10 protein-coding genes are annotated in these 13,056 nt (G+C 37.4%); 9 read left to right on the forward strand and 1 reads right to left on the reverse strand.

Annotated elements, in window-relative coordinates:
* Nucleotides 1–58: 58 nt before the first annotated feature.
* On the reverse strand, nucleotides 59–925 hold the full coding sequence (locus tag E0I61_RS11300) for an AraC family transcriptional regulator (protein WP_132071493.1): 867 nt from the start codon (nucleotides 923–925) through the stop codon (nucleotides 59–61).
* Nucleotides 926–1,036: 111 nt separating this feature from the next.
* Here E0I61_RS11300 and fucP point away from each other — a divergent pair, with 111 nt between their 5' ends.
* The 9 genes from fucP to E0I61_RS11345 all read left to right on the forward strand — a co-directional run bounded on the left by fucP (nucleotide 1,037) and on the right by E0I61_RS11345 (nucleotide 13,052).
* The gene (fucP, locus tag E0I61_RS11305) at nucleotides 1,037–2,326 is read left to right on the forward strand and encodes an L-fucose:H+ symporter permease (RefSeq protein WP_131996897.1); all 1,290 of its coding nucleotides are present in this window, start codon (nucleotides 1,037–1,039) and stop codon (nucleotides 2,324–2,326) included.
* A gap of 17 nt (nucleotides 2,327–2,343) precedes the next feature.
* Entirely contained in the window at nucleotides 2,344–3,999 is a 1,656-nt protein-coding gene (locus E0I61_RS11310; protein WP_132071494.1) for a UxaA family hydrolase, read from the forward strand.
* 59 nt (nucleotides 4,000–4,058) lie between these two features.
* Nucleotides 4,059–4,823 carry an SDR family NAD(P)-dependent oxidoreductase gene (locus E0I61_RS11315; RefSeq protein ID WP_132071496.1) on the forward strand — a complete coding sequence of 255 codons (765 nt, stop codon included), beginning with the start codon at nucleotides 4,059–4,061 and terminating at the stop codon, nucleotides 4,821–4,823.
* A gap of 90 nt (nucleotides 4,824–4,913) precedes the next feature.
* Complete coding sequence (locus E0I61_RS11320; protein ID WP_131996906.1) at nucleotides 4,914–5,651, forward strand: (Fe-S)-binding protein; 738 nt, start codon at nucleotides 4,914–4,916, stop codon at nucleotides 5,649–5,651.
* Between the two features lie 109 nt (nucleotides 5,652–5,760).
* Entirely contained in the window at nucleotides 5,761–7,137 is a 1,377-nt protein-coding gene (locus tag E0I61_RS11325) for a lactate utilization protein B (RefSeq protein ID WP_131996908.1), read from the forward strand.
* Nucleotides 7,138–7,150: 13 nt separating this feature from the next.
* Complete coding sequence (locus E0I61_RS11330; RefSeq protein ID WP_132071498.1) at nucleotides 7,151–7,735, forward strand: LutC/YkgG family protein; 585 nt, start codon at nucleotides 7,151–7,153, stop codon at nucleotides 7,733–7,735.
* 36 nt (nucleotides 7,736–7,771) lie between these two features.
* Nucleotides 7,772–9,277 carry an alpha-L-fucosidase gene (locus E0I61_RS11335; protein ID WP_132071500.1) on the forward strand — a complete coding sequence of 502 codons (1,506 nt, stop codon included), beginning with the start codon at nucleotides 7,772–7,774 and terminating at the stop codon, nucleotides 9,275–9,277.
* Nucleotides 9,278–9,282: 5 nt separating this feature from the next.
* A complete protein-coding gene (locus tag E0I61_RS11340) occupies nucleotides 9,283–11,664 on the forward strand; it encodes a family 20 glycosylhydrolase (RefSeq protein WP_205728756.1) in 2,382 nt (793 codons plus the stop codon).
* Between the two features lie 56 nt (nucleotides 11,665–11,720).
* On the forward strand, nucleotides 11,721–13,052 hold the full coding sequence (locus E0I61_RS11345) for an alpha-L-fucosidase (protein ID WP_132071502.1): 1,332 nt from the start codon (nucleotides 11,721–11,723) through the stop codon (nucleotides 13,050–13,052).
* Nucleotides 13,053–13,056: the final 4 nt, after the last annotated feature.

Raw genomic sequence — 13,056 nt, forward strand, 5'->3', positions numbered from 1 at the left:
AAATTCGCAAATCATTTCGGACAAGATTTAAGGCACTTACTAAGAAGCCTTAAAATACTTAGTTTTCTGAATTTTTCTTGTATTCTTTTGGAGTGGTTCCTGTTAATTTTTTGAAAAGTTTATTGAAATTGGAAGCGGTTTTGTAACCACATTCATAAGCGATTTCAGACATGCCCATATCGGTTTCAATAAGAAATTTGCAGGCATTGGAAACTCGAATTTCGTTGAGGTATTCCACAAAATGTTTTTTGGTTTTTAATTTAAACATTCTGCAAAACGAAGTTGGAGTAAGATTGGCAATTTTTGCAATTGCAATAAGTGAAATGTCTTCCTTATAGTTTTCTTTTACATATTCAAAAACGTCTGAAAGACGATCATTTTTGGTTTGATCATTTACGGTAGTATAAGCCTCACTGTTTACAAAAGAGAGATCGCTACTTTCTGAAAGAATAGACAATATCTCGAAAAGACCAATGATAATTTCGAAGTCCTTTTTTTTAACTAGTTTCTCTAGTTTTTTTGCAATAAGTTCATTTGTTTTTCCGGAAATAGACAAACCTCTAACGCCTTGGTTGAAAAGAGTATTTATTTTTTGGGTTTCTTTCAATTCATAAAAAGCAGGGCCAAATAAGTCTTTATTAAAATAAACTACTATGGCTTTTGCTTTTAGTTTATTAATCCCTTGATAATAGATTTCGTCATTAAGCCATACATGAGGGATATCTGAACCCAAAAAAACCATATCGCCAGACTCAAAAGGTTCCACAGAATTTCCGACAATTCTTTTGCCGTGACTTTCTTTTATATAGACCAATTCGAGTTCGGGATGGGAATGGAATGGGGATTGAAAAAATGATTCTTCACGAGAAATAACAGAAATAGAACTGTTTAAGTAGGAGGTTATTTTTGTTTTTTCAATTTTCATTTATATCTAAAGATAATTAATAATTAAACAAAGATAATAATGAATTAATAAATATACTTTAGTCATTATATCTTTCGAATTCCAAAACAATATAAATTTAATATAATACCTATGGCATTAACATCTGAGTCGGTTTTGCAAAATAAAGCATTTTCTAATGAAAAAAAAAGCTGGATGTTCCCATTTATATTGGTTACCAGTCTGTTTTTTTTCTGGGGATTTGTTCACAATCTGGATCCTATTCTGATTCCTCATTTAAGAAAAGCATTCAATCTCTCTGATTTACAATCTTCCCTGATAGACTCTTCTGTTTTTATCGCTTATTTTGTTATGGCTTTGCCTGCGGGTTATATCATGCGGAAGTATGGTTATAAATCAGGAATCATGATTGGATTGGTCTTGTTTGGTATCGGATCCATATTATTTGTGCCTGCGGCCAATTCATTGCAATATATTTACTTTCTGGGGGCTTTGTTTGTCATTGCCTGTGGATTGACATTTCTGGAAACCGCTGCCAATCCGTATGTAACCATATTAGGACCTGCAGAAACGGCAACCAAAAGATTGAATTTTTCACAGTCTTTCAACGGATTGGCGGCTTTCATAGCTCCAACGTTTATTGGACCAATGATTTTATCTGGTAAAAATTTGACCGAAGCAGAGATGGCAAGTATGTCGTCAACGGAATTAAGCACTTATTTAGCTTCAGAAGCGGCAAGCGTAAAAATGCCGTATCTTATTTTGGGCTTGATTATTCTGGCTGTGGCGGTAATATTTTATTTTACCAATATGCCAGACGTTAAAGACGATGATAAAGAAGGAACCGATGGAGCCAGCTTTGGAGGAGCCTTAAAATCAATGAAATTAAGATGGGGGATTTTGGCCCAATTCTTTTATGTGGGAGCGCAAGTTTGCGTAGGAAGCTTTTTTATAAAAATGGCCACTACTACAGCCGGTCTTGAAGAGGATACTGCAGCAAAATATTTAGGTTTTTTCGGATTGGCATTTATGTTAGGGCGTTTTGCAGGAACTTTTTTGATGCAATACATTCAACCAAGAAAGTTACTGATAGCGTACGCGACCATCAATATTATCTTATCGATATTGGCTATAATGGGAACAGGAATGGTAGTGGTTTATACTTTAATTGCCATCGCATTTTTTATGAGCATTATGTTTCCAACCATTTTTTCTATGGGAATTGACGGATTGGGACATAATACTAAGATTGGGTCATCATTGATTGTGATGTCGATTGTAGGAGGCGCATTATTGCCTCCTGTATTAGGACTAATTTCAGATATGACAGGTAATATTCAATATGGTTATACGGTGCCCTTAACTTGTTTTGCAGTAATACTATTGTTTGCATTCAATGCGCATAAAACAAATAAAGCATAAATTCTATTTATAATAAGATGTTAAAAAACGAAGCAAAAAGATTGGTGGTAAAAATGCACCCAGAGGATAATGTACTGGTGGCTTTAACTGATTTAGCAAAAGAGGAGAAGGTGGTTTTTGAAGAAGAAACTTATGTTCTTCAGGAAGCCATTAAGGCAAAGCATAAATTTTACATGACTAATTTAAGTTTTGGGGATGAAGTAATTATGTATGGGGTATTAGTAGGTAAAGTGCAGAATGATGTTACCAAAGGCAGCCTGATGACTACGGCAAATCTGAAGCATGCTGCTGAACCTTATGGATACCGTCATGTTGATTTTGCATGGCAGGCACCTGATGTTTCGAAATACAAAGACAGAATTTTTAAAGGATATAAAAGAAAAGACGGTCGTGTAGGAACTGCCAATTATTGGTTGTTTGTACCAACGGTATTTTGTGAAAACCGAAACCTTGATGTAATAAAGGAAGCCCTGCATAATGAATTGGGTTATTCAGTGAGCGATAAATACACGCAGTATACCCACCAATTATTGCAGGCTTATCAAAACGGAGAGGACGTTGATTCGGTTAACATGCTGCTTACGCCAACAACCAGCACGAATCGCGTGTTTAAAAATGTTGATGGAATCAAATTCCTGAATCATCAAGGAGGTTGTGGTGGTACGCGTCAGGATTCCGCTACTTTAAGTTCGTTGTTAGCTTCTTATGCTAACCATCCAAATGTAGGAGGTATTACACTATTGAGTTTAGGATGCCAACATTTGCAGGTACAGGATTTTATGAATGACCTTAAAAAACAAAATCCATCTTTCGATAAACCATTACTTGTTTTTGAACAACAGCAATCGGACAGCGAAGAGCAATTGATTGCCGATGCGATCAAAAAAACATTTAAAGGATTAATTGAAATAAACAAACAAGAAAGAACAGCAGCTCCTTTAAGCGAATTGTGTTTAGGGGTTAAATGTGGCGGTAGCGACGGTTTCAGCGGAGTTTCAGCAAATCCTGCCGTGGGTTACACTGCTGATTTACTGGTAGCTTTAGGCGGTAAAGTATTATTGGCAGAATTCCCGGAGTTGTGTGGAGTGGAACAAAATTTAATTGACCGTTGTGTTACGGAAGAGGCTGCGAAAAAGTTCATCGATCTTATGCAATCTTACGATGCTTTGGCACATAAAGTGGGTTCTGGTTTTCACATGAACCCTTCACCAGGAAATATAAAAGACGGATTGATTACTGATGCCATCAAAAGTGCGGGTGCTGCCAAAAAAGGCGGAACAGCACCAGTGGTAGATGTATTGGATTATACAGAAATAGTTTCTAAACCGGGATTAAATTTGGTATGTACACCCGGAAACGATGTGGAGGCAACAACTGGTAAAGCGGCATCTGGTGCAACATTGATTTTGTTTACCACGGGATTGGGGACGCCAACGGGTAATCCTGTTTGTCCGGTGATTAAGGTGGCCACTAATTCAGTTTTGGCTAAAAAAATGAGCGATATTATTGATATTGATTGTGGTCCGGTCATTAGTGGTGAAAAGACCATTGAAAAAATGGGAGAAGATATTTTGGAATATTGCATTAAAGCGGCCAGTGGCGAAATTATCCCGAAAGCGGTATTACTAAATCAGGATGATTTTATTCCTTGGAAACGCGGAGTGTCTTTGTAAAAAAAGCAATAGGTAAAAGTAAAAAGTGTAATAATCTAAAGATCTAAAAATCTAATAATATGTTTTCATTACAAGATAAAAAAGCGGTAGTTACCGGAGGTGGTAGCGGAATAGGAAAAGCAATTGCTGCTTTATTTGCAAAACAAGGTGCCGAAGTGCATATTGTAGAATTAACCGAAGAAAGCGCTAAAACGGCTGTTGACGAAATAAAGGCAAATGGTGGAAAAGTGTTTTCACATGCCTGTAATGTGGCCAATCAGCAAGAAGTATTAGCTACATTCGAAAAAATAGGGAATTTTAATATTCTGGTAAACAATGCAGGAATTGCTCATGTTGGCAAAGTAGATACTACCCCTGAAGCTGATTTTGACCGTATTATGAATGTGAATGTAAAAGGGGTTTACAATTGTTTGCATGCTGCCATTTCACACTTTAGAAATTCAGGCGGAGGGGTTATTTTGAATATGGCTTCTATCGCGGCTTGGGTTGGGATTCCGGACCGTTTTGCTTATTCTACCGCAAAAGGTGCTGTAATGGCGATGACTTTGTCTGTTGCCAAGGACTATATTAACGAAAATATCCGTTGTAATTCTATTTCTCCGGCTCGAGTACATACGCCGTTTGTGGATGGATTTATTTCTAAAAATTATCCGGATAATCAAGCCGAAATGTTTGATAAATTATCTAAATCACAACCTATCGGACGTATGGGAAAACCAGAAGAAATTGCTGCATTGGCATTGTTCCTTTGCAGTGATGAATCAGGTTTTATTACAGGTTCTGATTATCCTATTGATGGTGGTTTTATAAAATTAAATAATTAATGAAATGATCATAACCGATAATTGGTCGCAAACACTAATGATGATATGTGAATTACATATTACCGATAAAAAAACAATAAATATCAACATATGAAAGTAGCCTTATTCATACCCTGTTATATCGACCAGTTTTATCCACAGGTAGGAATTGCTACATTACAATTATTAGAAAAACTTGGATGTAATGTTTCATTTCCTTTGCAGCAAACCTGCTGTGGTCAGCCTATGGCCAACAGTGGTTTTGCCAGTTTAAGTAAAGGCTGCGATGTCAATTTTGTTGAAAATTTTTCAGGGTTTGATTATATTGTGGCTCCTTCGGGAAGTTGTGTTTTGCATGTAAAAGAACATTTACGGGATGAGAAGCGTCCTGAAGTGGCTCAAAAAATACGTATCGGAATTTATGAGCTCACCGAGTTTTTAACCGATATTTTGAAAGTAGAAAACATCAATGCCAGTTTTCCTTACAAAGTAGGTTTGCACAACAGTTGTCATGGTCAAAGAGGATTACAACTTTCTTCGATGACCGAAAGAATGTTGCCAGAATTTTCTAAACCAGAACAATTGCTCAGTATGGTGAAAGGTATTCAATTAAGTAAGCCAAAACGCAACGATGAATGCTGTGGTTTTGGTGGGACTTTTTGTGTTTCCGAAGAAGCGGTAAGTGTAAAAATGGGTAAGGATAGAATAAAAGAGCATGATGCAAACGAAGTTGAGTACATCACAGGTGGCGATACCAGTTGCCTGATGCATTTGGAAGGAATTCTGAAAAGACAGGGAAGCAAGGTAAAAACCATTCATATTGCTGAGATATTGAATAGCGGATTATAATGAAGTTGGAAATTAGAGAATAAAGAAAAGAGAATACAGAAAAACTAAACGAATAAAACTCCGTCCAGTCTCCCTCTCCTTCGGAGAGGGCCGGGGAGAGGAAAATATTATGAAAGCAACTCATGCAACATTAGCGGAAAAATTTATAGCTGACGAGCCAAGAACCGACTGGCACGACGAGACCCTGTGGTTTGTTCGTGAGAAGCGGGATAAGGCCGCGCATGGTTTGCCGGAATGGGAGCAACTAAGGGAATGGGGTTCACAGATAAAAAACCACACGCTCTCCAATCTCTCTGATTATTTAAAAGAATTTGAAGAAAAGGCTACCGCCAATGGAATAAAAGTACATTGGGCTGCTGATGGAGACGAGCACAATAAAATCATTCACGAGATTATCCGCAAACACAATATTCAAAAAATTGTGAAGAGCAAAAGCATGCTCACCGAAGAATGTCATTTGAATGAATATTTACAGGAGCATGGTATTGAGGTAGTCGATACGGATCTGGGAGAACGCATTGTTCAATTCAGAAAAGAACCGCCAAGTCATATTGTATTACCTGCTATTCACTTAAAAAAAGAAGATGTAAGCGCCACTTTTCATGAGTATTTACACACAGAAAAAGGAAATAACGATCCACAATATTTAACCGAAGCCGCAAGACAACACTTACGAGATAAGTTTGTTCAGTCACAATTGGCGATTACCGGTGTCAACTTTGCCGTTGCCGAAACGGGCGGTTTTGTGGTTTGCACCAATGAAGGAAATGCCGATATGGGCGCACATACAGCTCCCGTACATATTGCCTGCATGGGTTTTGAAAAAATTATTCCAAAGGCAGAACATCTTTCGGTATTCCTGCGTTTGTTGGCAAGAAGTGCTACCGGACAACCGATAACCACTTATTCGAGCCATTTCCAGAAACCAAGACCCAATCAGGAAATGCATATTGTAATTGTTGATAATGGTCGCAGCCGACAATTGGGTCGGGAAGATTTCAGGAATTCGTTAAAATGTATCCGTTGTGCCGCTTGTTTCAATACTTGTCCGGTATACCGTCGTAGCGGAGGGCATAGTTATCATACCGCTGTGGCAGGACCTATTGGTTCTATTTTGAATCCAAATTTGGATATGAAAGCCAACGCTGATTTACCATTTGCATCAACCTTATGTGGCAGTTGCACCAATGTATGTCCCGTGAAAATCAATATCCATGAGCAGTTATGGAAATGGAGGCAAGTTATTGTTGCCGAAGGCTATGTTGCCACAAGCAAAAAAATAGGAATGAAAGGAATGGGCTTTTTATTGTCAAAACCAAAAGTGTATCGTTTCGCAGGGAAAATGGGAAGATGGATGATGCGAATAGTTCCTTTTGTGGCAAACAATAAATTAAATGTTTGGTACAAACAAAGAGAAATGCCAGAACCACCGAAGGAATCCTTCAGGGATTGGTATTTAAAAAACGGGAAAACGAACAAAAAATAAGCTACAGTTAAGCATGAGTGCAAGAGAAAAAATATTAAATGCCATAGCAATCAACCAACCGGAATTGACAGCACTTCCTGTGATGGATAGGAATGTACTAATTCGTTATGAGGATGTTTATGCGCAGTTTAAAAAGGTGCTGGAAAGTATTGGCGGTAAAGTGGAATTGATTCAGAAGATAACGGAATTAAAAAATAAACTAATTGCTGATAAAGCAAGTGGCAATTTTGTTGTTAATGCCATAGCCGCCATTGGTGAAGTAGACAATCAAGTAGTTTCTTTTACGGCATCAGAATTAGAAAAAGTAGAGAGAGCCTATATTAGAGGAACCGTTGGTGTGGCCGAAAATGGCGCGGTATGGATTTATGAAAGTCAAATGGTAAACAGACTGTTGCCTTTTATTTGCCAGCATTTGATAATAGTAATTGATAAGCCAGCTATTGTGCCAACGATGCATCATGCTTACGATAGTGTTGATGTGGCACGAGAAGGTTTCGGTGCATTCATTGCCGGACCATCAAAAACCGCCGATATTGAACAGTCTTTGGTGATTGGGGCACATGGAGCAAGAAGTGCGACTATTTATGTTATTGAATAAAATTTTAACTTTTAAATAATTTAAAAAAAATATAAAATGAAAAGCAGAATAGAGTTAGTGTTTTTAATGACAATGCTTACAACGGTAGGTTTTGCGCAAACAAAGAATTTTGTACCTGTCAATGCGTCAATGTCAGAAGATGAATTAGTGAAGATAGCGGCTACTATTACGCCTACGCCACAGCAATTGCGTTGGCAACGTTTAGAGTTAACGGGTTTTATCCATTTTGGAATCAACACTTTTACGGGCAGAGAATGGGGAGATGGGAAGGAAGATCCTAAATTGTTTAACCCAACAGCATTGAATGCAAAGCAGTGGGTAAAAGCTTGTAAAGATGCGGGAATTAAACAGGTTATTCTTACTGCAAAGCATCACGATGGGTTTTGTTTGTGGCCAACTAAAACTACTGAACATTCGGTTAAAAATAGCCCTTGGAAAAATGGAAAAGGGGATGTTGTAAAAGAAGTAGCCGATGCCTGTAAGGAATTGGGAGTAGGTTTTGGAGTATACCTGTCTCCTTGGGACATGAATAATGCATCTTATGGGACGGAGGCTTACAACGATTTTTTTATCGATCAGTTAACGGAATTGCTTACTCAATATGGGAAAGTGGATGAGGTTTGGTTTGATGGTGCGAATGGAGAGGGACCTAACGGCAAGAAACAAGTGTATGATTTTGAAAGATGGTATGCCCATATCCGAAAATTACAACCACAAGCGGTTATTGCGGTTTCTGGTCCTGATGTGCGTTGGGTAGGAACAGAAAGCGGGCATGGCCGTGAGGAAGAATGGAGTGTGGTGCCAGTTGGGAAAAAGAATAAATTTAACGAAGGTTCGCAAACCAAAGCAGATGCACCGCCAGCTGGAGATATGATGGGCAATGTTCTGGGAAGTCGCAGCCAATTAAGGGATGGAGATGCTTTAAAATGGTATCCTGCTGAAACAGATGTATCGATCCGTCCGGGATGGTTTTATCATGAATCGGAAGATAAAAAAGTGAAAACTCCTGAATATTTGAAAGAGATTTATTTTCATTCGGTAGGAAGAAATGGAGTGTTGTTATTGAATATCCCACCAGATAAAAGAGGATTAATTACTGATTTTGACGTAGCTGCCTTGAAAAACTGGAAAGGGAAATTGGATGCTATATTCAAAGTAAATCTTCTGAAAGACGCCAAAAGTGTTGGATCGGTTAAAAAAATAAAAACGTTGCTTGACGGGAATGACGCTACACATCTTTCATTTTCTATGAAAGGAAATGATAATGCAATTGAAATGAATTTGAAGGGAGAAAAAACATTTAATGTACTGTCGCTTCAGGAAAATATAAGAATCGGGCAAAGAGTAGAAAAATTTGTACTTGAATATTGGGATAATAACCAATGGAAAAAAGCAACTGAAGGAACCACAATTGGATTCAAACGTTTATTGGAGTTTCCATCTGTAACCGCATCTAAAGTAAGGTTACGTATTGTATCAGCCAGATTACAGCCAACATTGGCGGAGATGGGATTGTATTTTAACAAAGAAGAGAAAAAATAATGATTATGAATTTTAAACAACATTTGGTGTTGATGGGTTTTATTTTGGGGACCCTACAGGCATCAGCACAGTCCAAAATGACTAAGTCTGACTCGATTTACTTGGCGGAAAAAGTGGTGATGCAACCCTTTATTTCAAAAGGGACTTCAACTTATAAAATGCCAGTTATTCCTGAAGGATATAGCGTACAACTAATAGGATCAGATAATCTTTCGGTAATAAGTAAATCGGGAACTATTTTCACTCCGTTAAATAACATGACGGTTAATTTGTTGTTTAAAGCAATTAAAAAAAATGATGGCTCTTCTATGGAGATTCCTTATTCAGTAAAAGTAGAAGGAACTTACAATAATCAAGGAGAGAATGCAAAACCCTTTGTGATTCCTTCATTGAGAGAGTGGTATGGAGCTAAAGGTAATTTTGTATTGACAACTAAATCAAGAATTGTGATGGATGTAAAGTATGCATCGGTCCTTATGCAGGCGGCAAAAGTTTTTCAAAATGATTTGCTTGAACTATGCAAAATAAAGCCGACAGTTCTTGTGGGTACTCCCAAAGCCGGTGATATTTTTATTTCATTGAACGGAAAAAAAGAAGAATTGGGAACGGAAGGGTATTCTCTTTCGATTAAAGATTATGTTTCCATTCAAGCGGCCGAATATAAGGGCGCTTTTTGGGGAACACGTACCATTTTACAAATATTAGAAAAAGATGCACTACACCGTTCTTTGGCTAAGGGAATTTCAAGAGATTATCCTAAATATGAAGTAAGAGGTTTTCTGTTGGACGTTGGAAGAAAATATTTCAAAATTGATTTTTTACGGGATTATGTAAAGTTGATGTCCTATTATAAAATGGGTGATTTTCAAATACATCTAAGTGATAATGCATTTGTGAAACATTTCAACAATGACTGGGATAGCACTTATAGTGGTTTTAGACTAGAGAGTGAAACCTATCCGCAATTAGCTACGAATGGAGAATTCTATACCAAAAAAGAATTTATTGACTTGCAATTGCTTGCCGAAAGTTATGGAATAAATATTATTCCTGAGATCGATGTGCCTGCCCATTCCTTGGCCATCTCAAAAGTATTCCCGCAAATTGCGAGTAAAGAATTTGGAAAAGACCATTTGGATATAAAAAATCCAGAAACCTATACCATCGTAGAAAACATATTTAAAGAATACTTGGAAGGAAAAAATCCGGTGTTTCGTTTTAAAGAAGTGCATATCGGAACCGATGAATATGCTAAAAAAGAGGCAGAGCCTTTTAGAAAGTTCACCGATCATTTTATAAAATACGTGCAAGGTTTTGGGAAAGAGGTACGGGTTTGGGGTGCTTTAACGCATGCCGATGGTACTACTCCCGTTACTTCAAAAGGTGTTAGCATGAATGCCTGGTACAATGGCTATGCGGACCCTTTGAAAATGAAGGAATTGGGTTATCCACTTATTAGCACGCCCGACGGTTTGCTTTATATTGTGCCTGCTGCGGGATATTACTATGATTATCTAAACCTGAAGCATTTATATGAAAAATGGGAACCGGTTGTCATTGGTAATGTGGTTTTCAAGATGGGAGATCCTTTTATAAGAGGAGGAATGTTTGCCGTATGGAATGATGTTGCCAAAAATGGAATTACCGCTCAGGATGTTACAGACAGAGTGTTTCCTGCAATTCAAGTGTTGAGTGAAAAAATGTGGACCGGTACAGATACGACGGTAAGTTTTGATGAGTTTTCCAACAAAGCCAAAGGTACAAATGAAGGCCCGGGGCTGAATTTGAGAGGAAAAATGTACGCTAAAGATTCTCTAGTTGTAAATCTTCCGATGAAAGGGAATGATGAAATACGAAAACTAAATCATGCAAGCTATATAACTGATGGAAACAGAAAAGTATTAAGTTTTAAGAACAATGACAGTTATGTGAAACTACCGTACAACGAAATTGGATATGATTATACGGTTAGCTTTAAAATAAATCCTTCTGAAAATAATGATGCCAATGCTGTCCTTTTTCAATCGAATCATGCAACTGTAAAACTAAAACAAGGAAATACGTCTAACCTTGGTTTTTCTCACGAAGGAAAGGATTATGATTTTGGTGTTGCGATTCCTCAAAATGTGTGGAGTACGATTGCTATTACGGGGGATAATAATTCAACAACATTGTTTATGAATGGCAAATTGGTTAAAAAGCTCACGAGGGAAAAAATCCCAACAGGCTATAAAAACGACTCCATTTGGGTTATGAAAACATTATTCTTTCCTTTAAATACAATTGGTGACAGCAGCAATTCTTTTATTGGGAAAATTAAAGATTTGAAAGTATTCAATCAGATTTTATCGGAAACTCAGATTCAAGCGATAAAGGAAGAGGAGTAAATTACACGCCTAATTAAAGTTTCAAAAAATTATAACCTTCAAAAACTATAACCAATATGAGAAAATTATTATCGAGTTTGTTGTTTAGCTGCGTAACTACAATGGCTTTACAGGCGCAAATTTACACACCCTCTGCTGAAAATTTGGCGGCAAGAAAAGAATTCCAGGATATGAAATTAGGAATGTTCATCCATTGGGGGGCATCGAGCGTCTTGGGGGATGGGGAATGGGTAATGAATAACAAGAAAATCGGTGTAAAAGAATACGGTCGCTTGATCAATATATTTAATCCGCAAAACTTTGATGCCAAGAAATGGGTAGCTACCGCAAAGGCCGGTGGGATGAAATACATTACTTTTATCACCCGTCATCACGACAGTTTCAGTAACTGGGACACTAAACAATCTGACTGGAAAATAACCAATACACCTTACGGGAAAGATGCCTTGAAACAATTGGCTGATGAATGTCATAAAGAAGGAATTAAATTATTCTGTTATTATTCTTTGTTGGATTGGTACCGTAGCGATTATCAGTATGAAACAGGAAAAACTGGACAAGGAACTGGCAGGACTCAAAAGAGTGATTGGGAAAGTTACATCCGTTTTATGAAAGCACAATTGACGGAGTTGTTGACCAATTACGGGAAAATTGACGGAATTTGGTTTGACGGACATTGGGATCAATTGGATAATGACCATGACAAAACTTTACAGTCGAAAGTAAACTGGCATTATGATGAAATCTATAAACTGATTCATTCTTTGCAGCCGCAATGTTTAATTTCAAATAATCATCATTTGTTGCCAATTCCCGGGGAAGATTTTCAGGCGTTTGAAAAAGATTTACCTGGAGGGAATTCTACTGGTTTTGGAGGACAATCTATTTCGCAATTACCATTAGAAACCTGTGAAACCATGAATGATTCTTGGGGCTTTAATATTACGGATAAAAAATACAAATCGACCAAGGATTTAATCCATTATATGGTTAATGCGGCCAGTCTTAATGCTAATTTTCTGCTGAATGTTGGGCCAATGCCTGACGGAACCATTCAGCCTGAATTTGTTGAAACGCTAAAAGAAATGGGAGATTGGATGAAAATAAACGGCCAAAGTATTTATGGGACTAGAGGTGGTGTTACGAAAAAGCAAGAATGGGGTGTAGTTACTGCCAAAGACAAAATCTGGTATGCCCATATTATCAAAACGCCAAAAGATTGCACTTCTATTTTTATTCCGGAAATGAAAAATAAAATAAAGAGTTGCAATTTATTAAACAGTAAAAAAGCATTAAAATTCAAACAGCAATCAGGAGGAGTGTTTGTACATTTGGATGGAGTACAAGTAGATCCTATTGACACAATTATAGAATTACAATTACAATAAATTT

It is taken from the genome of Flavobacterium ranwuense (genome assembly GCF_004349315.1).
Taxonomy (GTDB): Bacteria; Bacteroidota; Bacteroidia; order Flavobacteriales; family Flavobacteriaceae; genus Flavobacterium; species Flavobacterium ranwuense.